Genomic DNA, 26752 nt, shown 5'->3' with positions numbered 1-26752 from the left:
CGAGTCGGTTCCCATGCTGGGAGGACCACTCACGCGGTCGGGAGGGTCAGGATCTCCGCGCCGGTCTCGGTGATCGCGATGGTGTGCTCGCTGTGCGCGGTCCGACGTCCGGTGGCGCTGCGGAGGGTCCAGCCGTCGGGGTCGGTGACGAGTTCGTCGGTGTCGGCCATCACCCATGGTTCGAGGGCCAGGAGAAGCCCCGGACGGAGCGTGTATCCACGCCCGGGGCGGCCCGCGTTGGCCACATGGGGGTCCTGATGCATGGTGGAGCCGATGCCGTGACCGCCGAACTCGCGATTGATCGCATATCCGGCCGCGGAGAGTACGCGCTCGATCGCATGCGAGATGTCGCCGATGCGGGCGCCCGGCGCGGCGGCGCGGATGCCTGCGGCCAGCGCACGCTCGGTCGCGGCGATCATCGCCACATCCTCATCCCGGCGCGCGTTGCCGACGATGAAACTGATCGCGGCGTCCGCGGCGACACCGTTCTTGACCACCGCGAGATCGAGAGTCAACAAGTCGCCGTCGGTGAGCCGGTGATCGTACGGCAGGCCGTGCAGCACCGCGTCGTTGACCGAGGTGCAGATGTAGTGCCCGAACGGCCCCCGCCCGAAAGAGGGCGCGTAGTCGATGTAGCAGGAGGTGGCGCCGGCACGGAGGATCATCTCGTGCGTCCATTGATCGATCTCCAGCAGGTTGGTGCCGACCGCGCACCGGGCCTTGAGGGTCTGGAGGATGGTGCCGACGAGGCGCCCGGTCTGCCTGGCGCGGGCGAGCTCGTCGGTGGTGAGTATCTCGATCACGGTGACCCCTTTCAGTCCCAATAGTTATACCGGTCAAACTACACCGGTATTAGAATCGGGCACATGGTCAGACTTCCCCTCACGCCGGAGGACATCCAGCGCGGCGAGCAGCTCGGCGCGCTGCTGCGTCACGCGCGAGGCGACCGTACGATCCTGGATGTCGCCCTGGAGGCGGGCATTTCCCCCGAGACGCTGCGGAAGATCGAGTCCGGGCGGGTGGCCACACCGTCCTTCCCCACCATCGCGGCGATCGCCGATGTGCTGGGGTTGTCGCTGGATGAGCTCTGGGCCGACCTCCGTCACGTCTCCGCGACGGGAACGCCGGGCCGTACGACGTTGGCGTCGGCCTGACGGCCACCCGCGATCAGTCCGATGAGCAGACGGTCGGCGCGCATCCCTGAGTTCGACATCCGGGCGGACCGATCGACGGCCGGCCCATCGATGGCAGTTCACTGACGTACGGCACGCTGACGTACTGCATCTCGACGCGGTGCGCGCGTGCCGGTCCCCGCTGCCACGGCGGCCCATACTGCAGCGACGACGGCGAGACCCGCGACGGTCAGAGCGGTGGCGTCCCAGCCGAGACCGGTGAAGACGTAGCCCCCGAGCCATCCGACGATGCTCGAGCCGAGGTAGTAGAAGAGGTTGTAGAGCGAGGTCGCTTGTGCCCGCCCGATGGTCGCGCGCGCAGCGGTCCACCCCGAAGCGATGGAGTGCGCTCCGAAGAAGCCGATGGTGAGCGTGACGAGCCCGGCGAGTACGAACGGAATGGAGGGGATCAGCGTGAGCAGACTGCCGAGAATCATCACCGCGATCGCGACGAGCAGCACCCGGAGTCTGCCATGCGTGCCTGCGGCCCGGCCTGCCTGACGTGACGACCACGTGCCGGCGAGATAGGCGAGGAACAGCAGCGACGTGGCGGTCGTCGAGAGGTTGAACGGGGCGTCCTGCAGGCGGAACGCGAGGTAGTTGTAGATGGTGACGAAGCCGCCCATGAGCAGGAAGCCCTGGCCGAAGAGCACGAGCAGCGCCGGGGTCCGGAGGTTCGTCCAGATGATCCGGGCAAGTGACCCGCGCTCGCTCGCGGCGGCGCGCTGGAAGCCGCGGGCCTTCGGTGTGAGCAGGATGAATCCGGTGGATGCCAGGGCCGCGAGAACGACGACGAGTCCGACCCCCCACCGCCATCCGAGCCATGCGGTCACGGGGGCGGCGATGATGCGCCCGATCAGTCCGCCGACCGAGGTCCCGGCCACGTACGTTCCGGCTGCCGCCGCGGTGTGCGCCGGGTGGATCTCCTCCTGGAGATAGGTCAACGCCAGCGCGGGGAGGCCGCCGAGGGCGATGCCCTCCAAGACGCGGAGGATGAGGATCCCGGTGAAGGTCGGGCACAGGACCACGGCGATGCCGAAGACCGTCGCGGCGATCAACGAGAATCTCATCGCTTGAAGTCGCCCGACACGGTCGGCGAACCACGACCACGGCAGTACGCCGATCGCGAGTCCGATCGTTGCTGCGGAGACGAGCAAGGCGGACCGGTCAGGGCTGACGTGGAGAGCGGTGGCGATCTCGGGGAGGATGCCCTGCGGTGAGTAGAGCTGTCCGAACGTCGCCACTCCCGCACATGCCAGTGCCATCAGGATGCGAAGGTATTCGGGTGACTCGCGGAGGTGCCCCTCCCACGTGGTGATGCTATCTGTTGTTGTCACCTGTACGACGGTAGGCACCGGACGCTCATAGCACTAATGCATACGTGAGATCACTCCCATACGATAGTGGCATGAATGAACTGACGACGACCGACCTGCGGGACGTGCTCGCCGACTTGCCCTACCTCGTCGCAGTGGCAGAGTCCGGCGGTGTCACCGCGGCCGCCGATGAACTCCGCGTTCCCCAACCGACCGTCAGCAGGGGACTCGCACGGCTGGCGCGTACGGTCGGGGCCTCGATGCTGACGCGCGACGGGCGCGGTGTCGAGCTGTCCGCGGAAGCCCGCGAGCTCCTTCCGTACGCACGCCGAGCGCTTGATGCCGTCACCGCCGGCACCGACGTCGTGAGCAAGCGCGCTGCCGAGCGGGCGGACACCGCCTCGGTCGCCTTCCAGAACACCCTGGGGCGAACCGTCGTCCCGGCGCTGCTGAGAGCCGTCCTCGACGTCCGTCCCAGCACACGCTTCCAACTGCACCAGCGGCCGCACGAACTCTGCGTCGAGATGCTGGAGGCCGGCGAAGCAGACATCGTGCTCGTCTCGCCGCCCTATGCCGGAGGGCGCGACACCGAGACCGTCCGGCTGTATGACGAGCCCCTGGTCCTGGCCGTGCCGCTGTCGCATCCCCTCGCCCACCGCAAGCGCGTTCGGCTGCGCCAGCTGGCCGGCGAGCGCATGCTCCAGATGCGTCCTGAGTTCGGACTCCGCGGCCAGGTCGACTCGATCCTCAGGACCGCCGGCGTCGAACCCGAGCGGGGCTTCGAGGGCGAAGACGCCTACACGGTGCGCGGCCTCGTCGCGGTCGGCCTCGGCGTCGCCATCCTGCCGCCGGCCCACCAGCCGTTCCCGGACGTCGTCGAGATCCCCATTGCGGAGAAGAGCGCCATCCGTGAGATCGGGGTCTCCTGGCGTACCGGGGGAGACCCATCACCCGCCGCCCGGGCGCTCTTCGACATCGCCCGGCGGAGCGACGAATGGCTCCCTCGCCCTGATCTCCCGCTGGTCGGTGGCGCGCGAAACCAGGCGTGAGACCGTCCGGCCGCTGCTAGATTCAGCGCGTGCTGGTGACTCTGTCGTTGACGGGCCCGGACGCTCCGGCGCTCGGCCACCTGCTGCACAAGCATCCCGACCGGGTGCAGACCTTCGCGCTGCCGGTCGGCGAGGCGACGGTGTTCTATCCGGAGTCCTCCGCGGAGCGGGTCACGGCCGCGCTGCTGTTGGAGGTCGATCCGATCGGGATGGTGAAACGGCGACTGACGTCACGCGAGGGTCTGGCGCTGACCGACTACGTCACCGATCGCCCGTACGCCGCGGCCTCCATGCTCGCCGTCGCGCTGGGCAGGGTCTTCACCACGGCGATGAACGGGCGCTGCGACTCCTTCCCCGAGCTGGCTGCCTCGCCCCTGCCGCTGGAGATCCGCGTCCCGTACGTCCCGGCCCGCGCGACGACGGACGGTGATCCGCTGACGGGCACGCAGCTGGTGCAGCAATTGTTCGAGCCGCTGGGCTGGCACGTCCGGGCGCTGGAGGCTCCGTTCGGACCGGACGGTAGCTGGGGGCCGGCACCGTATGTCGATCTGACCTTGACCGGGTCGGTGCGGCTGGCGGATGCGCTGTCCCACCTGTACGTGTTGCTGCCGGTGCTGGACAACGCCAAGCACTACTGGGTGGGGTCGGACGAGGTCACCAAGCTGGTGCGCCGCGGCGAGGGCTGGCTGGCCGACCATCCGCTGCGCGAGCTGATCGTACGGCGCTACCTGGCCTCACGCCGCGACTACGTCGAGGCCGCCACCGTGCGGCTGGCGGCGCTGGACGATTCCGTGGTCGACGAGCCGGGGGACGACACCGAGGAGGAGACGGTTGCCCCGTTGAAGGTGCAGCGTCGGGAGACGGTGCTGGGCCTGCTCCGCGAGATCGGTGCCCGGCGCGTGGTCGACCTGGGCTGCGGCGAAGGTTATTACCTGCGGGCGTTGCTCGCCGATCCGGCCGTCACCGAGGTGATCGGGGTGGATGTGTCACCCCGGGTGCTGGCGGCCGCGGAACGGCGGCTGGGCCTCGACCGGCTCCCCGACCACCAGCGCGAGAAGATCACCCTGCGACAGTCGTCGGTGACCTACCGGGACGATCAGTTGGCCGGCTTCGATGCCATCCTCCTGGTGGAGGTGGTCGAGCACCTGGAGCCGGACCGGATCGAGTCGCTGGAGGCCGGTGTGTTCGGCGCCGCCCGTCCCGCCCATGTCGTGGTGACCACCCCGAATCGGGACTACAACCCGGTCTACGGTCTGGCGGACGGCAGCCGGCGTCACCCCGATCACCGGTTCGAGTGGACGCGGGCGGAGTTCGCCGCCTGGGCCGACGGGGTCGCCGGGCGTCGGGGCTACCGGGTGGAGTTCCGTACGGTCGGCGCCGTCGACCCCGAGGCCGGCCCGCCCACGCAGCTGGCGCTGTTCTCCCGGGAGGTCCAGTGAGCGATCTGCACATCCCCGCGCTGGCCCTGGTCGCCCTGGTCGGCGTCTCCGGCTCCGGGAAGTCGACCTTCGCCGCGCAGGCCTTCGCGCCGTTCGAGGTGCTCAGTTCGGACTACTGCCGGGCGCTGGTGAGCGGGGACGAGAACGATCAGTCGGCCACCACCGACGCCTTCGACGTCCTCTACTACATCGCCGGCAAGCGGCTGGACCGCGGCCTGTTGACCGTGGTGGACGCCACCAACACCTCCCGGGAGGCCCGTGCCGGCCTGGTGAAGCTGGCCCGCGACCACGATGTGCTGCCGGTGGCGATCGTCCTGGACGTGCCGACCGACATCGCGATCGAGCGCAACCGGACGCGGCCCGACCGCGCCTTCGGTGACGGCCCGATCCGGCGTCAGGCCGCCCAGTTGCGGAAGTCCATCCGGGGGCTGGGCCGGGAGGGGTTCCGTACGGTCCACGTGCTGTCGAGCGACGCGGGGGTGGCGGAGGCGAGGATCGTCCGCGACCGGTTGTTGAACGACCACCGCGACCAGCACGGCCCGTTCGACATCATCGGCGACGTGCATGGCTGCCTCGACGAACTCCTGCAGCTGCTCGACCGGCTCGGCTACACCGTCCGTCGGGACGGGGACGGCACGGCCGTCGACGCCAGTCATCCGGATGGTCGACGGGTGGTCTTCGTGGGCGACCTGGTCGACCGTGGCCCCTTGTCGGTCGGTGTGCTGCGGTTGGCGATGGGGATGACCGCCGCTGGTCACGCCCTGGCGGTGCCGGGCAATCACGAGAGCAAGCTGATCCGTGCCCTGGACGGTCGTGCGGTCACCGTCTCCCACGGGCTGGAGCGCACCCTGGCGGAGCTGGCCGAGGAGTCTGCGGAGTTCCGCGTCGCGGTGCGGGAGTGGTGCTACGGGCTGGTGTCCCACCTCGTCCTGGACGACGGCCGGCTGGTGGTCGCGCACGCCGGGCTGAAGGAGGCCTATCACGGCCGTACGTCCGGCCGGGTGCGCGCGTTCGCGCTGTACGGCGACACCACCGGTGAGACCGACGAATACGGCCTGCCGGTGCGCTACCCGTGGGCAGAGGAGTACCGCGGCCGGGCGACCGTGGTCTACGGGCACAGCCCGACGCCCACCCTCGACTGGGTCAACAACACGCTGTGCGTCGACACCGGCTGCGTGTTCGGCGGACGGCTCACCGCGCTGCGCTACCCGGAGCGCGAGACCGTCCAGGTCGACGCACTCGCCGTCCACTACGAACCGGCCAAGCCGTTCCCGGCCGCCACGGCCACTCCGCGCGGTGCGGACGAACTCCGCCTCGACGACGTCGTCGGCAAGCGCAGCATCGAGACCGCTGCGCTGGGACGGGTCACCATCACCGCCGAGAACGCCGCCGGCGCCCTGGAGGTGATGAGCCGGTTCGCGCTCCACCCGCGGCTCCTGCCGTACCTGCCGCCCACGATGTCGCCGGTCGCCACCTCGCACCGCGACGGCTACCTCGAACATCCCGACGAGGCGTTCAGCCAGTTCGCCGAGTGGGGGATCGGGCGGGTCGTGTGTGAGGAGAAGCACATGGGCTCGCGGGCGGTGGTCTACGTCACGCCGGACGGCGGAGCGGTCTACACCCGCACGGGTCGGACCTTCTTCACCCCCGGCCTCACTGCGACCCTGCTGGGCCGCGTCCGCGACGCGGTGTCCCGGGCGGGCGTGTTCGACGAGCTGGCGACCGACTGGCTGCTGCTGGATGCCGAACTGCTGCCCTGGTCGGCCAAGGCCGGGCCGCTGTTGCGCGAGCAGTACGCCCCCGTCGGCGCCGCCGCGCTGATGTCACTTCCCCCGGCTGTGGGGGCGCTCGCCGCAGCCCAGGCTCGTGGCCTCGACGTCGGACCGCTGCTCGCCCGCACCACCGCACGTCTGGAGAACGCCCGTGCGTACGACGCCGCCTGGCAGCGCTACGCGTGGCCGACCGATGGGCTCGACGGCGTCGAACTCGCCGTCTTCCAGGTGCTCGGGGCCGCCGGCGCGTCCTTCGCGGATCGCGACCACGACTGGCATCTGGGGGTCGCGGACCGGTTGGTCGCCGCGGACCCGGGCCTGTTCCGGACGACCCGCCGGCACCGCGTCGACACCGCCGACCCGGCCGGACGGGCCGCCGGCGTCGCCTGGTGGGAGGCGCTCACCGACGCCGGCGGCGAGGGCATGGTGGTCAAACCGCTCGCCAACCTGACCCGTACGACCAAGGGCCAGCTCGCCCAGCCCGGACTCAAGGTCCGTGGTCGCGAGTATCTCCGCATCATCTACGGGCCGGACTACACCGAGCCGGCGAACCTCGGCCGGCTCCGCGACCGCAACCTCGGCCGCAAGCGGTCCCTCGCCCTGCGCGAATACGCCCTCGGGCTGGAGGCCATCGACCGTCTGGTCGCCAGGGAGCCCCTGTGGCGCGTTCACGAAGCCGTGTTCGGGGTGCTCGCCCTCGAATCCGAACCCGTCGACCCGCGTCTGTGACGGACCGGTGGCGACTCACTCCAGACCGAAGTAGCCGGGATCGGCGAGGAACCGGCGGTACAGGGCGATAGTCATCAGCTCGTCCCACCGCCGGTGCTGGAAGCCATCCTCGTCCACCTCGACGATCCGTGCCCCCGGAGTGGCCGACAGGATCGGGGAGTGGGTGGCCATCAGCACCTGGATGCCGTCATCGCGCAGGGCGGCCAGCTGGTTCGCCAGCTTGATCTGGGACAGGAACGACAGCCCTGACTCCGGCTCGTCCAGCACGAGGAAGCCGCCACGGCCGGCCATGTGCGCCAGCTTCGTCGCGAGGAGTTCGCCGAACGCCTGCCCGTGGGAGCGCTCATGGTAGGGGCCGTCGGCGCCCGGATGCTCCTCGAGGAAGGTCAGCAGCCCGTGCATCGTCTCGGCGCGGAGGAAGTAGCCCCACCGGGAGCGGCCGACGCCACGGACGAGCCGGATCCGCTCGTACAGCGGTGACTCCGTGGGCCGATCCGAGGGCCGTACGTACGTGCTGCCGCCCTCGGGACTGAGACCGTACGCCATCGCGATCGCCTCGATGATGGTCGACTTCCCGACCCCGTTCTCGCCGACCAGGACGGTCAACTCCGACAGTTCCAGCCCGTCGCGGAGCAGCTGGGCCACCGGGGCCATGGTGAACGGCCAGTGACTGTCCTCGACCGATGTCTCACCGATCACCTCGCGGATAGGCAGTGAGCTGAACGCGGTCATGGCTTCACCGTAGGTCACCGATCCGGACCTGTCCGCGCGGTGCCCGCGGCGTGGTGATCACGCGGAGCCTGGGCCCAGGGCTCGGTCTGAAGGAGGCTACCGGCTTGGACTCCGCCTCTGGTGGTGATCCTCTGCGCAGGGATGAACGCGACCCGCCGGAAGATCGCGCCGCGGGTCCGCTTCCGGAAGTCCTGAGGCGTACGGCGAGTGGGGCGGTCAGCAGGTGACGTGCAGGACCGCGTGCACCCGGTGGCGCTTGGTGGCGGCGATCAGACGGCAGGCCTCGTCGGTGACCACGGCGACCAACCGGACTCCCCGACGGGTCGCCTCCCGCTCGACCTCGGGCAGGATCGGCAGCGCGCCGTCCGCCCCCGTCCCGATGATCAGTCGGTCGCCTCCCCAGGGCAGGTCCTCTGCCACGGTCAGCGGCGTGTGACCCAGCCGGCCGCGGAACGCCTTGGACGCGCTCTTGTCGCGCTTCCGGACGAGGCCCCGGTTGATCACCACGTCGTGTTCGTACGTGTGGCCGTCGATCTCGACAGCGCCGAAGCGCACCAGGCGGGCTTTCATGACCCATCCCCTCTCCTCGCCTCCAGTGTGCCCAGCGCAGGATGCGTACGTCGCCTGGTCGCACCAGCGCGTGGTGGCCGGCTCCGGGCGATCAGGCGGGGTCGGCCACCGTCGCGGCGCCGTGGACGCGCATCACGTCGGGCATCACGTCGTAGATCGCCTCGACCACCCCCCGCAGGGCCACGGCAACTCGGCGCCCGGCGTCGGTGAGCCGATACTCGACGCGCTGTCCGGAGTGCTCGATCCGGGTCACGAGGCCGTCGGCGGTCAGTGTGGTGAGGGTCCGCGCCAGCATGCGGTCACTGATCCCCCCGACCGTTCGCGCCGTCTCGGAGAACCGATGGGGACTGTCGATGAGGGCGACCAGGACCAGTGCCGACCACCGGTCGACGACATCGTCGACGATCCCGCGCGACGGGCAGTCGTGGTCGAACACATCGAATGGACGAGTCATGGTCCTGGTCCCCTTGGTGCTTGGTACTTACTTGAGTATAGTGCTTACTGTTTGTAAGTACTCATCGTCCGTACGTGCTCTTCGGAAGGACCATCCATGACCCTCGCAGTCACCGGCGCCACCGGCCACCTCGGCGGCCTCGTCATCGACCACCTCATCGACCGTGGCACGCCCACCGACGAGGTGGTCGCCCTCGTCCGTGACACCGCCAAGGCATCGGACCTCGTCGCCCGGGGCATCGAGGTGCGGCAGTTCGACTACGACCGACCCGAAGCCTCCGCCCTCGCCGGCGTCGACTCGATGCTGCTGATCTCCGGGACGGCGGTCGGACAGCGTCTGGCGCAGCACGCGGCGGTCGTCGACGCCGCCGTGGAGGCCGGAGTCGGCCGCGTCGTCTACACGAGCGCCCCACGCGCGGATGCGTCGATCAATCCGGTCGCGCCGGATCACAAGGCGACCGAGGAGTACTTGGGCGCCTCGGGCCTGCCTCATGTCATCCTCCGCAACGGGTGGTACCACGAGAACTTCCTGGCCGACCTCGACGCTGCGGCCCACACGGGGCAGGTTCTCACCGCGGCCGGGGACGGTCGGGTGGCGAGCGCCTCGCGCAGCGATCTCGCGGAGGCCGCGGCGGTCGTGCTGGCCGGCGAGGAGACAGGGCGTACGTACACCCTGACGGGCGACATCGCGTGGAGCTTCGACGAGCTGGCGGGGGATTTCGCGGCGGTGCTCGAGCGCGAGGTCAGCGCCGTACGGGTGTCACCGGAGGAGAAGGCGGCGGCCCTCGAAGGGGCAGGTCTGGACTCCGGTCTGGTCGGCTTCCTGGTGGCCGTCGACGACGCCATCGCCGCCGGGGAGCTCGCTGATCGCACCGGCGAGCTCGCCGCGCTCATCGGACACCCGACGGCGCCGATCGCGGACACCCTCCGCACCCGGGCCTGATCCCCGGCTCGCGGCACGGCGCTCCCTCGGCTCCGGCCCACGGACCGCTGTGCCGCCGCGGAGCCGATGGCCTCAGACCAGCACGTGCTCGTTCATCACCGGCTGCAGGCCCCGGGCCCGGATGGCGGCACACACCTCCGGAAGGCTGCGACCGTCGGCGATCTCGAACTGCTCGTCGCCCGACGCCAGCCCCTCCGCGTGCGCACCGACACCGGTGCTGACCCCGGCCGAGACCTTGGTCGCCACGACGCCGATCACGTTGTCGCGGAAGCCGGCGCGTTCCCGGGTCGAGACGGTGATGGCGGCGTACGGCAGGAACAGCCGGTAGGCGCACAGGATCTGCAGGAGCTGGCGCTCGTGGACGTCCTGGGGGTTGACGGTGGCGTCCGCCACCGTCGGCCGCAGCCGGGGACAGGACAGGCTGATCTCCGCGGCCGGATAGGCCTTCTGCACCAGCGCGGCGTGCAGGCCGGTGGCCAGCGCGTCGGCGTGCCAGTCGTCGAGGCCCAGCAGGGCCCCGAACCCGACGCCGCGCATCCCGCCGCGCAGCGCCCGCTCGTGCGACTCGAAGCGGTAGGGGAAGCTGCGTTTGCGGCCACCCGGGTGCAGCGGATCGTACGCCACCGGGTTGTACGTCTCCTGGTAGACGCAGACGGTGTCGGCGCCCGCCTCGTGGAGCGTACGGTACTCGTCGGTGTTGACCGGCTGGATCTCCACCCCGACGGTCCGGAACAGGGCGGAGGCCCGGCGGACGGCGTCGGCGATGTAATCGGTGTCGGAGAACTTCGGGCTCTCGCCGGTGAGGATGAGGATCTCCTCGAAGCCCGCGTCGGCGATCGCCCGCAGCTCGGCGTCGATGCCCTCCGGAGAGAGCCGCATCCGCTGGATCCTGTTGTCGGCGGCGAAGCCGCAGTAGGTGCACAGGTTGGCGCAGTAGTTGGCGATGTAGAGCGGTGTGAACAGCTGGATCGAGGTGCCGAAGTGCTCCCACGTCGCGCGCCTGGCCGCCACGGCCAGGTCCTCCAGCAGCGGTGCGGCGGCGGGGGACAGCAGGGCGGCGAAGTCGTCGATCGTACGGGTCCGGTGGCTCAGCGCCGCCCTGACGTCACGGCTGGTGTAGACCGAGAAGTCGGTCGCCGCCACCCGGGTGAGCACCTGGTCCATCAGCCCCGAGCCGAGCCGTTCCTGCCGGGGGTAGTAGCCCATGTGGTCGGTGTGCCTCATCGGGCCACCCCGTCCAGGCCTGCCCCGTCCAGGCCTGCCCCGTCCAGCGGGTCGTCGTCCAGGAAACCCGTCAGCGGGCTCGAGGCCTCGCCACCGCGATCGAGCACCCGGCCCGGCCCGGCGAGGTAGCCGGCGCGGCCGGCCTCGATGGCGAGCCGGAACGCTCGGGCCATCGCGGGAACGTCGGAGGCGGTCGCGATCGCCGTGTTGGCCATGATCGCGGTGGCGCCCAGCTCCATCGCCTCGCAGGCCTGCGAGGGCCGGCCGATGCCGGCGTCGACGATGACCGGCACGTCGATCTCGTCGATCAGGATCTGGATGAACTCCTTGGCGGCCAGACCACGGTTCGACCCGATCGGAGCGGCCAGCGGCATCACCGCCGCGGCGCCGGCGGCGACCAGGTCGCGGGCCACCGTCAGATCAGGGTGCATGTACGGCAGCACGATGAACCCTTCGGCGGCCAGCGTCTCGGTCGCCCGAAGGGTCTCCTGGTTGTCCGGCAGCAGGTACTTGGCGTCGCGGATCACCTCGACCTTGACGAAGTCGCCGCAGCCGAGCTCGCGGGCCAGCCGGGCGATGTGCACCGCCTCGTCGGCGGTGCGGGCGCCCGAGGTGTTGGGCAGCAGGGTGACGTGCTCGGGGATGTGGTCGAGGATGTTCTCGGTGCCGGCCGTCGCCCGGCGCAGCGCGAGGGTGATCATCTGCGCCCCGGCCTGGTGGACGGCCGCCCTGATCAGGTCGAGGTTGTACTTGCCCGACCCGAGGATGAAACGGGACGAGAACTCGTGTCCACCGAGGGTGAACGTGTCAGACATTTGAGGTGCACTCACTTCCTACGCCGGCATGATCCGGACAGGTTCGACGGTTCCACGCGCGTCAGCGCGATCTCAGCCCCTGCTGGGGCACCCGTGGGAATGTGCCCACGCTATACCCGGCGGTGCGAGGGGCTCGATGGGGGCCGGAGTGCGGCGGCCGCTGAGTCGGTCGGTCCGGTGCGGGGACGAAGCCCAGCGCCACGTCTCGCTATATGTCAAGAGCACATGTAAGGTGCGGAGGGTGACGTACGAGTCCCGGTTTCCGATCTTCGCTGTGGCCGCCGACATCGTGGTGCTGACCCTGCGCGACGACCGGCTGTGTGTGCTGCTGGTGCGCCGCGCCGGCGAGGTGTTCACCGGCCGGTGGGCGTTGCCGGGCGGATTCGTCCGGATCGAGGAGTCGCTGGAACAGGCCGCCTATCGCGAGCTGGGGGAGGAGGCCGGGATCGGCGCGGACGCCGTGGTGCTGGAGCAGTTGCGGACGTACGGCGACCCCGGCCGCGACCCGCGACCCGAGCGGGTGGTGTCGGTGGCATGGCTCGCCCTGGGCGCCGGACTGCCGCAGCCGACCCCCGACACCGACGCCGACCGTGCCGAGTGGGTGCCGGTCGACGAGGCGTTCGGCCGGGAGCTGGCGTTCGACCACGACCGGATCCTGCGCGACGGCATCGAACGTGCCCGCTCGAAGCTGGAGTACACCACCGTCGCCACCGCCTTCTGCGGCCGTACGTTCACCCTGCCCGAGCTGCGACGGGTCTACGAGGCGGTGTGGGACGCCGAGGTCGACCCGCGCAACTTCCAGCGCAAGGTGCTCGGTGCGGACGGGTTCGTCGAGGAGACCGGCGACGTCGTCCACGGTCGCGGGCGACCGGCCAAGGTCTACCGGTCGGGCCCCGCCGACACCCTGTATCCGCCGGTGATGCGCCGCTGAGGCATCCCGGGGCGCCCCGGACAGACCTGCGGCCCCGTCGGTCGGTCGACCGGCGGGGCCGCAGGGTGAGCACGCCTGCCGAACGGGAGAGGTCAGGCGGGGTGGAGAAGCGTCAGACGAGTCCGTGGCGGGCCTTGAACTCGCGGCGACGCGCGTGGAGGATCGGCTCGGTGTAGCCGGAGGGCGACTCCGTGCCGTGCAGGGCCAGGTCACGCGCGGCGCACCAGGCGATCGAGTCCTCGTACGATCCCTCGGGTGTCGACGGCGTCATCGGCAGATAGTCCGGGTCCCCGGCGTTCTGCGTGTCCACGACCACCGCCATCCGGCGGAACGCGTCCACCACGAACTCCGCCGACACGACATCGTGGTGGATCCAGTTGGCCAGCATCTGCGAGCTGATCCGGCAGGTCGCACGATCCTCCATCAGGTCGATGTCGTTGATGTCGGGCACCTTGGAACAGCCGACGCCCTGTTCGATCCAGCGCACCACGTAGCCGAGGATCGACTGGCAGGAGTTGTCCACCTCGCGGCGGCGCTCCTCCGGGGTCCAGTCGGTGTTCGGGGCCAGCGGGATCTGGAGCAGCCCGTCCAGGGTGGCGCGGCGGCCCTCCCGGGCGATCTCGGCCTGGCGCTCCCGCACATCCACCTCGTGGTAGTGGGTGGCGTGCAGGGTGGCACCCGTCGGCGAGGGCACCCAGGCGGTGTTCGCCCCGGCCCGCGGATGGCCGATCTTGGACTCCAGCATGTCCGCCATCAGCTCGGTCATCGCCCACATGCCCTTGCCGATCTGGGCGTGCCCGGGCAGCCCGGCGGCCAGGCCGACGTCGACGTTCCAGTCCTCGTAGCTGGTCATCCAGGTGGCCGACTTCATCTCCGCCTTGCGGATCATCGGGCCGGCCGCCATCGAGGTGTGGATCTCGTCGCCGGTCCGGTCGAGGAACCCGGTGTTGATGAAGATGATCCGGTCGAGCGCCTCCCCGATGCAGGCCATCAGGTTCACCGTCGTACGGCGCTCCTCGTCCATGATGCCCATCTTGATGGTGTGCCGCTCCAGGCCGAGGATGTCCTCGACCGCGCCGAACACGTCGGACGTGAACGCCACCTCCGCGGGCCCGTGCTGCTTGGGCTTCACGATGTAGATGGAGCCGGCGCGGGAGTTGGACCGCTCGTTGCCGGCCAGCAGACCGGGCATCGCGCACAGGCTGGTGACCAGGGCGTCGAGGATGCCTTCCGGCAGCTCCTCGCCGCGCTCGTCGAGCACCGCCGGGGTGGTCATCAGGTGACCGACGTTGCGGCACAGCATCAGCGAGCGTCCCGGCAGGCGCACCTGGGAACCGTCCGGAGCGATCCAGAAACGGTCGTCGGAGAGCGTACGGGTGAACGTACGCCCACCCTTCGACATCTCCTCGGCCGCGGAGCCGTCGTTGAGCGCCAGCCAGTTGCGGTAGCCGGTGACCTTGTCGGGCCCGTCGACCGCCGCGACCGAGTCCTCGAAGTCCATGATCGCGGTGATCGCGGCCTCCAGGACGATGTCGCTGATGTGGGCCCGGTCGGACCGGCCGATGGCGCTGTCCGCCTCGAACCGGAGCTCGATGTGCAGCCCGTGGTGCCGCAGCAGGATGCTGCTCGGCACCCCGGGAGCACCGGTGTAGCCGGCGAACGCGTCCTCGTCGGCCAGGCCGACCACGTCACCGGACCGCAGCGTCGCCTGGAGCCGCTGGCCGGCGCGGTACTCCACCACGTCGGTGTGAGACCCGGAGGCGAGCGGCACCGCCCGGTCCAGGAACCCACGGGCCCAGGCGATCACCCGCTGGCCGCGTTCGGGGTTGTAGCCGCGACCCCGCTCGGCGCCCCCCTCCTCGCTGATCGCGTCGGTGCCGTAGAGCGCGTCGTAGAGCGAGCCCCACCGCGCGTTGGCCGCGTTGATCGCGAAGCGGCGGTTCATCACCGGCACCACCAGCTGCGGCCCGGCGACCTCCGCGATCTCGGTGTCGACCTGGACCGTCCGCGCCTGCACGCCGGTCGGCTCGTCCAGCAGGTAGCCGATCTCGCGCAGGAACTGTCGGTACGCCACCGGCTCGGGCAGGCCCGGCTGCCGGCGGTGGTAGGTGTCGAGGGCGGTCTGCAGCCGGTCGCGCTCCGCCAGCAGAGCGCGGTTGCGGTCGGCGAAGTCGTGGAACAGGCGGACGAACCCGTCCCAGAACGTCTCCTGCGGGACGCCGGCGCCGGGCAGCGCCTCCTCGTCGAGGAACGCCACCAGTCTGCGGTCGACCAGCAGATCGCCGATCGGCTGATGGGTCTCGGTGCCGAGGCCCGCCGGGGTCGTTGTCGAAGTCGTCATGGTGGTCTCCTCACTCGCGCATCGTGACGATCAGAACTGCGCGATCTCGGTGGAATCCTTCAGAGCCGTCGTGGAGCTCTGCGGGTTGACCACGGTGGCGATGTCGTCAAAGTATCCGGTGCCCACCTCGCGCTGGTGCTTGGTGGCGGTGTAGCCGCGCTCCTCGGCCGCGAACTCGCGCTCCTGGAGCTCGACGTACGCGCTCATCCCGTTGCGGGCGTAACCGTGGGCGAGGTCGAACATCGAGTAGTTGAGGGCGTGGAAGCCGGCCAGGGTGATGAACTGGAAGGTGAAGCCCATCGCGCCCAGCTCGCGCTGGAACTTCGCGATGGTGGCGTCGTCGAGGTGCTTCTTCCAGTTGAACGACGGCGAGCAGTTGTACGCCAGCATCTGGTCGGGGTGCTCGGCCTTGACGCCCTCCGCGAACTTCCGGGCGACCTCGAGATCGGGAGTGCCGGTCTCCATCCACAGCAGATCGGCGTAGTGGGCGTACGCCTTGCCGCGGGCGATGCAGGCCTCGAGGCCGTTGCGGACCTTGTAGAAGCCCTCGGTGGTGCGCTCACCGGTGATGAACTCCTGGTCGCGCTCGTCGACGTCGGAGGTGATCAGGGTGGCCGCCTCGGCATCGGTGCGGGCGATGATCACCGACGGGACGTCGGCGACGTCGGCCGCGAGCCGGGCGGCGTTCAGGGTGCGCTCGTGCTGCTTGGTCGGCACCAGCACCTTGCCGCCGAGGTGGCCGCACTTCTTCTCCGAGGCGAGCTGGTCCTCCCAGTGCACACCGGAGGCGCCGGCCGCGATCATGGCCTTCATCAGCTCGTACGCGTTGAGCGGGCCGCCGAAGCCGGCCTCGGCGTCGGCCACGATCGGGACCAGCCAGTCCTCGACCGAGCGGATGCCCTCGGCGTGCTCGATCTGGTCGGCGCGCAGCAGGGCATTGTTGATCCGACGGACGACCTGCGGCACGGAGTTGGCCGGGTAGAGGGACTGGTCGGGGTAGGTGTGGCCGGAGAGGTTGGCGTCGGCGGCGACCTGCCAGCCGGAGAGGTAGATGGCCTGCAGGCCGGCCTTGACCTGCTGGACGGCCTGGTTGCCGGTGAGGGCACCCAGCGCGTTGATGTAGTCCTCGGTGTGGATCTTCTCCCAGAGCCGCTCGGCTCCGCGGCGGGCGAGCGTGTGCTCCTCCTGGACGGTGCCGCGCAGACGCACCACGTCCTGGGCGGTGTAGTCCCGCTTCACGTCGGCCCAGCGAGGGTTGGTCCGCCAGTCGTACTGGATGAGTTCTGCAGAGGTGGAGCTCATGACGATGTCCTTCGGTCCGTCGGGCCAGCACCCTTGCTGTGGGCCCGTTGGAACTACCTTGCGAGACGCAGCAACGATGATCCAGAGATTTTCTGGAGAAGAAATGCAGATCTTCCGGTATCGTCAACTCCGTGGATGTCAACGATGATGCCCTCTCCAATGTGACCCAGATGACAGATGCTTTCGATCCGTTTTCGCTCGGCCGACGGCTGCGGCACCTGCGCAAGGAGCACAACCTGACGCTGGGCCAGGTCGCCGAGCAGTCCGGCGTCTCGGCGTCGCAGCTCTCCCTGCTCGAGAACGGCAAGCGCGAGGCGAAGCTGTCGACGCTGCAGCGGATCGCCCGGGTCTACGACGCGTCGCTGGACGACCTGACCGCCCCGGTGCCCAGTCGGCGAGCCCAGCTCGAGATCGAGCTCGACCGTCACATGCACTCCCCGCTGGCCCGGTCCAAGGGCCTGCCGACGGTCCGGATCTCCCCCCGGATGCCGCTGGACGTGCTGGAGGCGCTCGTCGAGCTGCATCGCGAACTCGCCCGTGAGGCCGCCGAACGGGTCGCCACCCCCGAGGAGGCGCGGCGCGCCAACTCGGTGCTGCGCGACGAGATGCGCGCCCGCAACAACTACTACGCGGAGCTGGAGGCGGAGGCGGCGAAGCTGCTGAAGCGCGTCGGCTATGCCTCCGGGCCGCTGTCACAGCGGCTGATCGGCGACATCACCGAGCATCTCGGCTTCACCCTGCACCACGCCAGCGACCTGCCGCACTCGACCCGCTCGGTCACCGACCTGCGGAACATGCGGATCTACCTGCCTGCCGCCGGGCTGGGGGACCACGACCCCAAGTCGGTGCTGCTCCAGGCGCTCGGGCACCACATCCTCGGCCACACGCCGCCGACGAGCTACGGCGACTTCCTGCGGCAGCGGGTGGAGACCAACTACTTCGCCGCGGCACTGCTGATGCCCGAGGAGCCGGCCGTACGGTTCCTGCAGCAGGCCAAGGACCGGCGGGAGCTGGCACCGGAGGACCTGCGCGACGCGTTCGCGGTCAGCTACGAGGGCGCCTGTCACCGGCTCACCAACCTCGCCACCGAACACCTGGACATCCCGATCCACTTCCAGCGGGTCCACGAGTCCGGGGTCATCTACAAGGCGTACGAGAACGACGGCGTCACCTTCCCCAAGGACAGCCTGGGGGCGATCGAGGGTCAGCCGCTGTGCCGCTACTGGACCTCCCGGCAGGTCTTCGACGTCGCGGACAAGTTCAACGCGTTCGACCAGTACACCGACACCCCGGACGGCACCTTCTGGTGCACCGCCCGGGTCGACCGGGCCGACGCCACCGGCGCGTTCTCCACCAGCATCGGTGTGCCCTACAAGGAATCGAAGTGGTTCCGGGGGCGCGACACCAAGGAACACTCGGTCTCCCGGTGCCCCGATCCGAGCTGCTGTCGCCGGGCGCCGGCGGAACTGACGCAGCGCTGGGCCGGCTACGCGTGGCCGAGTGCGCGGGCGCATGCCCACCTGCTCGCCGCGCTCCCGCCGGGCACCTTCCCCGGGGTGGAGGACGCGCAGGTCTACCAGTTCCTCGACGCACGGTCCGGGGCGCACGACGACTGACCGAGGAAGTTCCCGGCCTCCCCGCCGATCGAGGCAGGTCGGGTGGGCGCTAGTCTCACACGGGCCGTCGGGATCGTCCGATGGTCCGACCATCCTGGAGGAGCAGCCCATGAGCCTGGCCGACCGTCAACCGGACCGCGCAGCACGCCCGGCAGTATCCGCACGGAAGGTCGCCGTGATGGCGATCTTCATCGCCCTGAGCGCCGTCGGGTCGCTGGTCAAGCTCCCCAGCCCGCTCGGCACGGTCGCGCTCGACTCGGCCCCCGGATTCTTCGCCGCGGTCGCCTTCGGCGGGTGGGTCGGCTTCGTCGTCGCGGCCGTCGGCCACCTGCTGACCGCGGCGCTCACCGGGTTCCCGCTGACCCTGCCGTTGCACCTGCTGATCGCGGTCGGGATGGGCGTGTGCGCGCTGGTGTTCTCCTGGCTCGCCCGCCGGGGGACCGTGGGGATGGTGGTCGGGCTGGTCGTCACCGCACTGCTGAACAGCGTCGGGCTGGGCCTGGTCGTCCTGCCGGTGGGCGGCTGGGGGATGTATGTGGCTGCGGTCCCGTCCCTGCTGGCGGGGGCGGTGGTCAACCTCGTGATCGCGGCGGTCGCCTACTACGCCGTACGCAACACCAGGTTCGTGGACTGACCCCCTGATGCGGGACTGCCTCGACCTGGTCGACGTGTCCTACCGCTATCCGCGGAGCGACGCCGACGCCCTTCGGGAGGTCTCCCTCAGCTTCCACGCGGGGACCGTCACTGCGGTGATGGGCCCGACGGGCGCCGGGAAGTCCTCCCTGCTGATGACGCTCAACGGCGTGATCCCCCAACTGACGGAGGGGACGCTGCGCGGCACGGTCCGGCTGGACGGCGCCGACTTCGCCGACTATCGCGTCCAGACGATCACCGAACACGTCGGCCTGGTGCTGCAGGACCCCGAGAGCCAGCTGGTCGGTCGTACGGTCGCCGAGGACGTCGCCTTCGGCCCGCGCAACTACCTGGTGCCCCGCGACGAGATCCGGCGACGCGTGACGGACTGCCTGGCCCGGGTCGGGCTCACCGGACTCGAGGAGCGGCGCACGGCCGAGCTGTCCGGTGGCCAGCACCAACGCCTCGCCATCGCCGGGATCCTGGCGCTCGAACCGGAGGTGCTCTGCCTCGACGAACCCACCTCCGCGCTCGATCCCCAGGGCCGTCGGGAGGTCTATGCCACGGTGGACCGGCTCCGACGCAGCCCGGGGACCGCGGTGATCGTGGTCGACCACGACGGTGCCGAGGTCGTCCGCCGGGCCGACCACCTGGTGGTCCTGGACGAGGGCCGGGTCGGCTGGCAGGGCGCCCCGGCGGAATTCTTCCGCGACCCGGCGTTGGCGGCACGGCACGCGATCAGACCACTGCCCGTCGCGGTGGTCGGGACGGCGCTCGTCGAGGCCGGCCTGATCAACCCACCGGACGTGCCACTGGACGTCGACGCGGCCGTGGCGGTCGTCGACCGGGTGCGCGCCGGGAGAGCCGTCCCGGCGCCCGTCGTCGCGGATGTCCCGGCGAGCGTCCCGGGATCTGGTCCGTGGCCGGCGAGCGCCGCGCCGGTGATCGAGGTGCGGGACCTGGTGCACGTCTTCCCGGGCGGTCATCGCGCCCTGGACGGCGTGGACCTGACGATCGGGCCCGGCGAGTACGTCGCCCTGGTCGGGCGCAACGGCGCCGGCAAGTCGACCCTCACCAAGCACCTCAACCGTCTGCTGGAGCCCAGCGCCGGGAGCGTACGCCTCGGTGGGGTGGACGTGGCGGGACTCGAGCCCTGGGAGCTCGCCCGCCAGGTCGGCTACGTGTTCCAGAACCCCGACCACCAGATCTTCAACCGTACGGTCGTCGACGAGGTCGGCTACGGGCTGCGGATGGCCGGCCTGGACGCCGGGGAGATCGGCCGGCGGGTCGCCGACACGCTGGAGCTCTGCGGCCTGTCCGAGCTGGCCGACCAGCACCCGCTCTCCCTCGGCAGAGGGGTGCGGCAGCGGGTCGCCGTCGCGTCGGTGCTCGCGCTGCGGCCGGCCGTCCTGGTCGTCGACGAGCCCACCACCGGTCAGGACTGGGTCGGTGTCCGCGCCGTGATGGACCTGGTCGACCGGCTCAACGCGGACGGCACGACGATCCTGATGGTCACCCACGACATGGAACTGGTGGGCGATCACGCGCACCGGGTGATCGTGCTCGCCGACGGCCGGACGGTGGCCGACGGCCCGACCGCCGAGGTGATGGCCCGGCCCGACGTCCTGGCGGCCGCCGGGGTGTCCGTCCCGCAGACCGCCGCACTCTGCCGGCGACTGTGGCCGGGCGCACCGCCGCTGCTTGACCCGGCCCGGCTCGGCCGGCACCTGGCGAGCGCACTGGTCGGGCAGGCCGTCGGATGAGACTGGAGATCCTGGACGTACGGGTCAAGCTGATCTGCTTCGCCGCGGTGCTGGTGGCGGCGATCGTCCTCTCCCACCCGTTGTGGAACGCCGCACTGCTGGCCGTCCTGCTGGCGGCCCTCGTGCTCGCGAGGACGCCACTGGGTGGACTGCGGGCGCTGGTGGAACCGTTGCTGCCCGTCCTCGTGCTGGTCGTCGCCGTCACGCTGGTCACCGCGGACCGGGCGGCACCCGCCGACCACCCGCGGGTGCTCTTCGCCCTCGGCCCGGTGACCGCCACCGTCGGCGGCCTGCTGGTCGGGCTCAACCTGGTCGCCCGGATCCTCGTCATGGTGTCGGCCAGCTACGCCGTCACCATCAGCACCTCGGTCGATGACCTGCTCGTGGTGATGGCGACGCTGCGGGCCCCGATCTGGCTGTCGATCCTGGTCACCACCGCGCTCTCGTTCATCCCCACGCTCGCCCGGAAGAAGGACCTGATCATCGACGCCCAACGCGCCCGCGGCGCCCACGTCCGCACCTCGGGCCCGATCGGCCGGATCGCCGCCCTGGTGCCGATCATGGTCCCGCTGATGACCGGCTCCGTCCTGATGGCGGAGAACCTCGCCGTCGCCCTGACCAACCGCGGCTACGGCGCCCGGACCTCGATGACCATGCTGCGCGACCTGCGGCTGCGGCGGGCGGACCTGCTGGTGCTCACCGTCGTCCTGGTCGGCGTGACCGTGCTGGTCTGGGCGCGCTTCACCCGAGGATGGGGTCGGCTGTGAGTGTCGATCCCGCGGCGACGATCCTGTCCAGGCCCGGCCTGCCGGCGCCGTCCGTACGCCCCTTCCGTGACCTGTTGGTGCTCGGCGACGGTCTCGTCGTCGCCACCGACTGCATCGGCGGGATCGGCCCCAAGCCCGCCGACACGGTGCCGGCCGAGGCGGTCACCGTCGCCCACTTCGCCCTGCGGGTGCCACTGCTCGAGGTGCTGTGTGTCGGCGCCGAGCCGATCGCCGTGGTCGACGACCTCTGCGTGGAGCGGGACCCGACCGGTGAGCCGATGATCGCCGAGATCCGCCGCTCGGCGGCGGAGGCGGGGGTGCCGGCGGAGGCGGTGACCGGCAGCACCGAGGAGAACGTGGTCACCCGGGCGACCGGGATCGCCGTCACCGTCATCGGCCGGATGCCGCCGGGGCACAGCGTGCGGGCCGGGTCACTGCCCGGCGACGTCGTGCTGTGCGCAGGCATCCCGCTGTCGGCACCGCGCGACCGGATCGTCATCGGTCATCCCGGCCTCGTCCCGGTGGCCGCGGTGCGGGCCGCCCTGGCCTCCGGTCTCGTCCACGACGCGGTCCCGGTCGGGTCACGCGGCCTCGCCTGGGAGGTGCCCCAGCTCGCCGGACCGGCCGGTCTGCGGCCGGTGTGGATCGAGCAGGCGCCGGTCTCCCTGACCGACTCGGGCGGCCCGTCGAGCTGCGTGCTGGTCAGCTGCGCGCCCGAGGCGGTGGAGGCGCTCCGGGGCGTGGTCGGTGCGGGGGTGCCGCTGCATCCGGTGGCGTGGCTGACCACCGACCAGTGACGACACAGCTATTTGTACGTACATATTCTTGACTTCGTACTGTCATGGACTCTAAATTGTCTTGTGTGGTTACCAGCTGGGCGGCATCGGCGCCCCCACGCCACTGATCAGGAGCTTGAGTCCATGATTGACACGGCCCACCTCGACACGGCCCTCGTCGCCGGTCCACTGTTGGAGGCTGCCCAGACCACCCCCACCGCCCTCTGGAACGACTCCTCCGACCTGGAGGAGCTGCGCCAGTCCATCGCCTTCGGCGGCGTGGGAGCCACCTGCAACCCGGTGATCGCCTACACCACGATCTCCAAGCACCCCGACGTGTGGACCGAGCGGATCCGCCGGATCGCGGCCGCCCACCCGACCTGGGGGGAATCGCAGATCGGCTGGCAGGCGGTCAAGGACATGTCGGTCGAGGCGGCCCAGCTGCTCGAGCCCATCTTCCACGCGCACCACGGCCGCAACGGCCGGCTGTCGGTGCAGACCGACCCGCGGCTGCACCGCGACGCGGAGGCGATCGTCGCGCAGGCCGTCGAGTTCAGCGAGCTGGCCCCCAACATCGTGGTGAAGATCCCGGCCACCGAGACCGGCATCAAGGCCATCGAGGAAGCCACCTACCGTGGCGTCTCGGTCAACGTGACCGTCTCCTTCTCGGTGCCGCAGGCGGTGACCGCCGGTGAGGCGATCGAGCGGGCCCTCAAGCGTCGCGAGGCCGAGGGCCTCGACACCGCCACGATGGGACCGGTCGTCACCATCATGTGCGGCCGGCTCGACGACTGGCTGAAGACCGTCGTCTCCCGCGACAAGATCTTCCTCGATCCGGCCGCGCTGGAGTGGGCCGGTGTGGCCGCCTTCAAGCACGCGTACGGCATCTTCCAGGAGCGCGGCCTGCGCGCCCGGCTGCTGTCGGCGGCTTTCCGCAACGTGCTGCAGTGGGCCGAGTTCGTCGGCGGTGACGTCGTGGTCTCCCCGCCGTTCAAGTGGCAGGCCCTGATCAACGCCTCCGACTACCAGGTCACCCCGCGGATGGACGTCCCGGTAGCCGAGCACTACCTGGAACAGCTGCGCCGCATCCCCGACTTCGTCCGCGCCTACGAGGTGGACGGGATGACCACGCCGGAGTTCGAGGACTTCGGCCCCACCCGGCGGACCCTGCGCCAGTTCCTCGCCGCCGACGCCGACCTCGACGCCCTGGTGCGCGACATCCTGATCCCGGCGCCCTGACATCTCCGGACCGGCTCGTCCCCTCGGCGCCGTCCGCCGCCACTCCCCGTCCGCCCGCCGCGATGCGCGACCGGGTGGGCGGAGAGTCGCTGTTCCGTGAATACTCGCGTCGGCGACCCGCTCAGGCGCCCGGCGGGCCGGACAGCACCGTCGGCACATACTCCAGCAGCTGTGTCCGTCCATCGAAGAGGCGGCTGTCGACCAGTTCCAGCGCCACGTCCGGATAGCCGTCGTAGATCCGTTCGTGTCCGGTGCGGCCGGTGATCACCGGGAACATCACCACCCGGAAGCGGTCCACCAGGCCGGCGGCCAGCAGGCTCCGGCACAGCATCAGGCTGCCCAGCGTACGCAACGGCTTGTCACCGTCGCGTTTCAGGAGGCGCACCGCCTCGATCGGGTCGGTGGCGACGAGCCTGGTGTGCGGCCACGCCAGCGGCGGACGCAAGGTGGAGGAGAAGACGACCTTGTCCTCACGGGCGAGGCGGTCGAAGGCCTCGGCCTCCTCGGGGCCACTGGTGCGGTCCGCTGTGAATGCCGACATCAGCCGATAGGTGTTCGCCCCCATCAGGAGCACGTCGGCCCCGACGGGTTGCTGGTCCAGCCAGGCCATGTACTCGGGGCCCTCCAGCCCCCAGAAGCCCGGCCAGCCCTCCCCGGAGGCGTACCCGTCGAGGGTGGTGATGAAGTCGATCGTGAGTGGTGGCATGGCAGGACCTCTCGTCGAGCCGTCCTGTCACGCAGGCGGGGTAGGTCGGTCACCTCGCACGCGGGCCCGGTCGGCTACCTTGAACACAAGCGTACGAGTTATCTGCCGGGTGGACAAGGTGAGCTTCTGGCTGTGACAGGGTGGGGCCGTGACCATCCTGCCGCCCCTCCCCGGAGAGCCCCGCCGACCGTACGGTCCGCGGGACCCCGGCGACGCCTGGGTGGTGGCGCCGACGGGGGAGCGGTACTGGGGGCGTTTCGGCGCCGCGGGGCTGCTGGCGCTCGATCCTGCCCGCGGCGTGCTGCTGCAGCACCGGGTGGAATGGAGCGACCACGGTGGCACCTGGGGTCTGCCGGGCGGTGCGCGCCACGAGGGCGAGTCTGCGGTCGACGCCGCCCGCCGGGAAGCCCGCGAGGAGGCCGGGGTGCCGGACGGGACGATCACACCACGGTTCCTCAGCGTCCTCGACCTGGACGTGTGGAGCTACACCACGGTGGTCGGCGATGTCGTGGCGCCGTTCGAGCCGGTGATCGCCGACCGGGAGAGCCTGGAACTGGCCTGGGTGCCGCCGGCCCAGGTGGCGGACCACCCGCTGCACCCCGGATTCGCGGCGGCCTGGCCCCGGCTCCGTACGCTGCTCGACCATCGCCCGGTGATCGTGATCGACGCGGCGAACGTCGTCGGCGCCACCCCGGACGGCTGGTGGCGCGACCGTGCCGGTGCCGCCCGCCGGCTCCTCGGGCGGGTGGACGATCTGGCACTGCGCGGCGTCCCGGCCGGGGCACTTGGGCTGTCCGAGGACCGGTGGTTCCCCGACTACCGGGTGGTCGTCGAAGGGGACGCGCGCGCCGTGTCCGACCGGGACACCGTCGCCACCGGAGTCGTCCGGGCCCCCGGGTCGGGCGACGACACGATCGTCGCCGAGACCGAGCGGCTGCGCGCCGCGGGCCGGGCCGTCACCGTGGTCACCAGCGACCGCGGGCTGACCGAGCGGGTGACCACGGCCGGCGCAGCCACCCAGCGCGTGCACTGGCTGCTGGATCTGCTGGATTGAATGGTCGCCCCGCGGCCGAGCGGCTCAGATCAGCCGGTGCAGTGCCTCCCCGAGGGCCAGCAGCCGGTCGTCGGTCCCGATGCCGCCCTCGAGGGTGACCGCGATCGGCAGCGCACCGTCGGGCCGCGACAGCGGCAGGGTGAGCTGCGGAGCGCCGGCCAGTCCGCCGGGGGCCACGTTGCGGGTCACCGTGGGGAACATGTCCCGTTCGGTGCCGTTGAGTGTGATCCGGTCGTCGCTGCCGAACTCCGGCGGCAGGTTGGGCGTGGTCGGGTAGAGGATCGCATCCAGCCCGTGCTCGGCGAAGGAGGCCTGGTAGCGCCGTCGCAGCAGGTTGCGGACGCCGGCGTCCGCCTCGTAGCGGTCGTCGCTGATCGGGTCGTCGAGCATCAGCCGCAGCATCGCGGTGACGTCGGGCGACCCGCTGCGGGCGGCGATCTCGGCCAGGGTGAGTCCTCGATACGCCTCCGCGGTCTCGTTGAGATAGGCCCGTACGTTGATCGGGGTCTCGTAGAACACCATCGAGAAGCCGGCCGCGGCCAGCTCCAGCGCCCCCGGCACGCCCACCGCGACGAGCCGGACACCGGCCGTACGCAGCGCCGCCAGCGCGGCGTCGACCGCCTGCGCCACCTGCGGATCGACGTCCTCGAAGAACTCCGCCGGGACCCCCACGGTGAGACCGGCCGGCTCGACCGGATCGGTCCGCACCGACGAGCGGGTGATCACCCGGTCGATGATCCGGACGTCGGCGACCGTGTGGGCGTGCACCCCGATCGCGTCCCGGGTCCAGGTCAGGTGCAGCATCCCGTCGCCGGCGTACCGACCGGTCGACGGCCGGAAGCCGACCACACCGCAGTAGCCGGCCGGGGTGGTGACCGACGCACCGGTGTCGGTGCCGAGCGCGAACGGCACCGTGCCCGCGGCGACCGCCGCCGCCGACCCGCCGCTGGAGCCGCCGGAGACCCGAGCAGGATCGTACGGGTTGCGGGCCGGACCGAACCGGCCGTTGTTCGAGGTCAGCCCGAACGCCAGTTCGTGCAGGTTCGTCTTGCCGATGACGACCGCCCCCGCATCGCGTAGCGAGCGGACGACCGACGCGTCGATCCGTGGACGGTGCCCGATCAGCGCCGGGGTGCCTGCGGTGGTCGGCAGGCCACGGACGTCGATGTTGTCCTTCACCGCGTACGGCACCGCGGCAAGCTCGCCGTCGTCGGCCGGCTGGAGCTGGTCGAGGGGGAGGACGCTGATGTAGGTGTTGAGGTCGTCGCGGGCCTGCTCGGCGGCCCGCACCGCGTCGGCGGCGAGCTCCTGACGGGCGCCGACGGGCAGCCGCAGCCAGTCCTGCAGGGTGCGGCACTCGCCGGTGGCCGGGACGCCTCCGGTGGCGGTCGGGGTGGTGAGGTCGGTCAT

At 70.7% G+C, this 26752-nt stretch carries 24 protein-coding genes and 1 riboswitch; of the genes, 13 read left to right on the top strand and 11 right to left on the bottom strand.

Annotated features, from left to right (window positions below):
- Positions 1 to 29 precede the first annotated feature (29 nt).
- The gene (map, locus tag R0146_RS13775) at positions 30 to 803 is read right to left on the bottom strand and encodes a type I methionyl aminopeptidase (protein ID WP_317690427.1); all 774 of its coding nucleotides are present in this window, start codon (positions 801 to 803) and stop codon (positions 30 to 32) included.
- Positions 804 to 866: 63 nt separating this feature from the next.
- Here map and R0146_RS13770 point away from each other — a divergent pair, with 63 nt between their 5' ends.
- A complete protein-coding gene (locus R0146_RS13770) occupies positions 867 to 1154 on the top strand; it encodes a helix-turn-helix domain-containing protein (protein ID WP_317690426.1) in 288 nt (95 codons plus the stop codon).
- Between the two features lie 98 nt (positions 1155 to 1252).
- Here the strand turns inward: R0146_RS13770 and R0146_RS13765 are convergent, their stop codons facing one another.
- Entirely contained in the window at positions 1253 to 2437 is a 1185-nt protein-coding gene (locus R0146_RS13765; protein WP_317690425.1) for an MFS transporter, read from the bottom strand.
- A 143-nt stretch (positions 2438 to 2580) separates the two neighbouring features.
- Between R0146_RS13765 and R0146_RS13760 the strand changes: the two genes are divergently transcribed.
- From R0146_RS13760 to R0146_RS13750, 3 genes are read left to right on the top strand one after another with little or no spacing between them, the layout of a single operon-like run.
- The gene (locus R0146_RS13760) at positions 2581 to 3537 is read left to right on the top strand and encodes a LysR family transcriptional regulator (RefSeq protein ID WP_317690424.1); all 957 of its coding nucleotides are present in this window, start codon (positions 2581 to 2583) and stop codon (positions 3535 to 3537) included.
- A gap of 29 nt (positions 3538 to 3566) precedes the next feature.
- On the top strand, positions 3567 to 4976 hold the full coding sequence (locus R0146_RS13755) for a 3' terminal RNA ribose 2'-O-methyltransferase Hen1 (protein ID WP_317690423.1): 1410 nt from the start codon (positions 3567 to 3569) through the stop codon (positions 4974 to 4976).
- The gene (locus R0146_RS13750) at positions 4973 to 7477 is read left to right on the top strand and encodes a polynucleotide kinase-phosphatase (protein ID WP_317690421.1); all 2505 of its coding nucleotides are present in this window, start codon (positions 4973 to 4975) and stop codon (positions 7475 to 7477) included. The genes R0146_RS13755 and R0146_RS13750 overlap by 4 nt, the downstream gene beginning before the upstream one ends.
- 15 nt (positions 7478 to 7492) lie before the next feature.
- On the opposite strand, the gene R0146_RS13745 is transcribed toward R0146_RS13750, so the two are convergent.
- From R0146_RS13745 to R0146_RS13735, 3 genes are all read right to left on the bottom strand, one after another.
- Complete coding sequence (locus R0146_RS13745; RefSeq protein WP_317690420.1) at positions 7493 to 8209, bottom strand: AAA family ATPase; 717 nt, start codon at positions 8207 to 8209, stop codon at positions 7493 to 7495.
- Between the two features lie 216 nt (positions 8210 to 8425).
- Positions 8426 to 8779: an MTH938/NDUFAF3 family protein gene (locus R0146_RS13740; RefSeq protein ID WP_317690419.1), complete on the bottom strand. Its 354-nt coding sequence runs from the start codon at positions 8777 to 8779 to the stop codon at positions 8426 to 8428.
- A 91-nt stretch (positions 8780 to 8870) separates the two neighbouring features.
- Positions 8871 to 9233, bottom strand: coding sequence for a winged helix-turn-helix transcriptional regulator (locus R0146_RS13735; RefSeq protein ID WP_317690418.1), 363 nt, complete (start codon positions 9231 to 9233; stop codon positions 8871 to 8873).
- A 96-nt stretch (positions 9234 to 9329) separates the two neighbouring features.
- Here R0146_RS13735 and R0146_RS13730 point away from each other — a divergent pair, with 96 nt between their 5' ends.
- Positions 9330 to 10175 (top strand): NAD(P)H-binding protein, encoded by an 846-nt coding sequence (locus tag R0146_RS13730; RefSeq protein WP_317690417.1) that lies wholly within the window; start codon positions 9330 to 9332, stop codon positions 10173 to 10175.
- A 72-nt stretch (positions 10176 to 10247) separates the two neighbouring features.
- On the opposite strand, the gene thiH is transcribed toward R0146_RS13730, so the two are convergent.
- Together thiH and R0146_RS13720 are read right to left on the bottom strand one after the other, a co-directional pair.
- Positions 10248 to 11399: a 2-iminoacetate synthase ThiH gene (gene thiH / locus R0146_RS13725; RefSeq protein ID WP_317690416.1), complete on the bottom strand. Its 1152-nt coding sequence runs from the start codon at positions 11397 to 11399 to the stop codon at positions 10248 to 10250.
- On the bottom strand, positions 11396 to 12214 hold the full coding sequence (locus R0146_RS13720) for a thiazole synthase (protein WP_317690415.1): 819 nt from the start codon (positions 12212 to 12214) through the stop codon (positions 11396 to 11398). Before R0146_RS13720 ends, thiH begins: the two co-directional genes overlap by 4 nt.
- A riboswitch (TPP riboswitch) is annotated at positions 12213 to 12319 on the bottom strand. Its footprint overlaps the gene before it by 2 nt.
- A gap of 136 nt (positions 12320 to 12455) precedes the next feature.
- On the opposite strand from R0146_RS13720, the gene R0146_RS13715 reads away from it, so the two are divergent.
- Positions 12456 to 13145: an NUDIX hydrolase gene (locus R0146_RS13715; protein ID WP_317690414.1), complete on the top strand. Its 690-nt coding sequence runs from the start codon at positions 12456 to 12458 to the stop codon at positions 13143 to 13145.
- Between the two features lie 112 nt (positions 13146 to 13257).
- On the opposite strand, the gene R0146_RS13710 is transcribed toward R0146_RS13715, so the two are convergent.
- Together R0146_RS13710 and aceA are read right to left on the bottom strand one after the other, a co-directional pair.
- On the bottom strand, positions 13258 to 15486 hold the full coding sequence (locus R0146_RS13710) for a malate synthase G (protein WP_317690413.1): 2229 nt from the start codon (positions 15484 to 15486) through the stop codon (positions 13258 to 13260).
- Between the two features lie 30 nt (positions 15487 to 15516).
- Positions 15517 to 16788 carry an isocitrate lyase gene (aceA, locus tag R0146_RS13705; protein WP_317690412.1) on the bottom strand — a complete coding sequence of 424 codons (1272 nt, stop codon included), beginning with the start codon at positions 16786 to 16788 and terminating at the stop codon, positions 15517 to 15519.
- Positions 16789 to 16919: 131 nt separating this feature from the next.
- Between aceA and R0146_RS13700 the strand changes: the two genes are divergently transcribed.
- From R0146_RS13700 to R0146_RS13675, 6 genes are all read left to right on the top strand, one after another.
- Positions 16920 to 18404 carry a type II toxin-antitoxin system RelB family anti-toxin gene (locus R0146_RS13700; protein ID WP_317690411.1) on the top strand — a complete coding sequence of 495 codons (1485 nt, stop codon included), beginning with the start codon at positions 16920 to 16922 and terminating at the stop codon, positions 18402 to 18404.
- 109 nt (positions 18405 to 18513) lie between these two features.
- Positions 18514 to 19038: an ECF transporter S component gene (locus R0146_RS13695; protein ID WP_317690410.1), complete on the top strand. Its 525-nt coding sequence runs from the start codon at positions 18514 to 18516 to the stop codon at positions 19036 to 19038.
- A gap of 7 nt (positions 19039 to 19045) precedes the next feature.
- Entirely contained in the window at positions 19046 to 20800 is a 1755-nt protein-coding gene (locus R0146_RS13690; protein WP_317690409.1) for an ABC transporter ATP-binding protein, read from the top strand.
- Complete coding sequence (locus tag R0146_RS13685; RefSeq protein WP_317690408.1) at positions 20797 to 21567, top strand: energy-coupling factor transporter transmembrane component T family protein; 771 nt, start codon at positions 20797 to 20799, stop codon at positions 21565 to 21567. The genes R0146_RS13690 and R0146_RS13685 overlap by 4 nt, the downstream gene beginning before the upstream one ends.
- Positions 21564 to 22364: an AIR synthase related protein gene (locus R0146_RS13680; protein WP_317690407.1), complete on the top strand. Its 801-nt coding sequence runs from the start codon at positions 21564 to 21566 to the stop codon at positions 22362 to 22364. The genes R0146_RS13685 and R0146_RS13680 overlap by 4 nt, the downstream gene beginning before the upstream one ends.
- Positions 22365 to 22487: 123 nt before the next feature.
- Positions 22488 to 23582, top strand: coding sequence for a transaldolase family protein (locus tag R0146_RS13675; protein ID WP_317690406.1), 1095 nt, complete (start codon positions 22488 to 22490; stop codon positions 23580 to 23582).
- A gap of 121 nt (positions 23583 to 23703) precedes the next feature.
- On the opposite strand, the gene R0146_RS13670 is transcribed toward R0146_RS13675, so the two are convergent.
- The gene (locus R0146_RS13670) at positions 23704 to 24288 is read right to left on the bottom strand and encodes a dihydrofolate reductase family protein (protein ID WP_317690405.1); all 585 of its coding nucleotides are present in this window, start codon (positions 24286 to 24288) and stop codon (positions 23704 to 23706) included.
- A gap of 148 nt (positions 24289 to 24436) precedes the next feature.
- On the opposite strand from R0146_RS13670, the gene R0146_RS13665 reads away from it, so the two are divergent.
- On the top strand, positions 24437 to 25342 hold the full coding sequence (locus tag R0146_RS13665) for an NUDIX domain-containing protein (protein WP_317690404.1): 906 nt from the start codon (positions 24437 to 24439) through the stop codon (positions 25340 to 25342).
- Positions 25343 to 25366: 24 nt separating this feature from the next.
- Here the strand turns inward: R0146_RS13665 and R0146_RS13660 are convergent, their stop codons facing one another.
- On the bottom strand, positions 25367 to 26752 hold the full coding sequence (locus R0146_RS13660) for an amidase family protein (RefSeq protein WP_317690403.1): 1386 nt from the start codon (positions 26750 to 26752) through the stop codon (positions 25367 to 25369).

It is taken from the genome of Raineyella sp. LH-20, from assembly GCF_033110965.1.
GTDB lineage: Bacteria > Actinomycetota > Actinomycetes > Propionibacteriales > Propionibacteriaceae > Raineyella.
The sequence above is the reverse complement of the archived record's forward strand: the minus strand, read 5'-3'. Positions and strand labels throughout refer to the sequence as shown.

Coding starts and splice junctions, on each gene's coding strand:
- R0146_RS13660 (WP_317690403.1), bottom strand. CDS start 26,752: ATGACCGACCTCACCACCCCGACCGCCACCGGAGGCGTCCCGGCCACC.
- aceA (WP_317690412.1), bottom strand. CDS start 16,788: ATGAGCTCCACCTCTGCAGAACTCATCCAGTACGACTGGCGGACCAAC.
- R0146_RS13670 (WP_317690405.1), bottom strand. CDS start 24,288: ATGCCACCACTCACGATCGACTTCATCACCACCCTCGACGGGTACGCC.
- R0146_RS13745 (WP_317690420.1), bottom strand. CDS start 8,209: ATGACCGCGTTCAGCTCACTGCCTATCCGCGAGGTGATCGGTGAGACA.
- R0146_RS13720 (WP_317690415.1), bottom strand. CDS start 12,214: ATGTCTGACACGTTCACCCTCGGTGGACACGAGTTCTCGTCCCGTTTC.
- R0146_RS13740 (WP_317690419.1), bottom strand. CDS start 8,779: ATGAAAGCCCGCCTGGTGCGCTTCGGCGCTGTCGAGATCGACGGCCAC.
- thiH (WP_317690416.1), bottom strand. CDS start 11,399: ATGAGGCACACCGACCACATGGGCTACTACCCCCGGCAGGAACGGCTC.
- R0146_RS13760 (WP_317690424.1), top strand. CDS start 2,581: ATGAATGAACTGACGACGACCGACCTGCGGGACGTGCTCGCCGACTTG.
- R0146_RS13675 (WP_317690406.1), top strand. CDS start 22,488: ATGATTGACACGGCCCACCTCGACACGGCCCTCGTCGCCGGTCCACTG.
- R0146_RS13735 (WP_317690418.1), bottom strand. CDS start 9,233: ATGACTCGTCCATTCGATGTGTTCGACCACGACTGCCCGTCGCGCGGG.
- R0146_RS13770 (WP_317690426.1), top strand. CDS start 867: ATGGTCAGACTTCCCCTCACGCCGGAGGACATCCAGCGCGGCGAGCAG.
- R0146_RS13730 (WP_317690417.1), top strand. CDS start 9,330: ATGACCCTCGCAGTCACCGGCGCCACCGGCCACCTCGGCGGCCTCGTC.
- R0146_RS13695 (WP_317690410.1), top strand. CDS start 18,514: ATGAGCCTGGCCGACCGTCAACCGGACCGCGCAGCACGCCCGGCAGTA.
- R0146_RS13710 (WP_317690413.1), bottom strand. CDS start 15,486: ATGACGACTTCGACAACGACCCCGGCGGGCCTCGGCACCGAGACCCAT.
- R0146_RS13690 (WP_317690409.1), top strand. CDS start 19,046: ATGCGGGACTGCCTCGACCTGGTCGACGTGTCCTACCGCTATCCGCGG.
- R0146_RS13685 (WP_317690408.1), top strand. CDS start 20,797: ATGAGACTGGAGATCCTGGACGTACGGGTCAAGCTGATCTGCTTCGCC.
- R0146_RS13765 (WP_317690425.1), bottom strand. CDS start 2,437: ATGGCACTGGCATGTGCGGGAGTGGCGACGTTCGGACAGCTCTACTCA.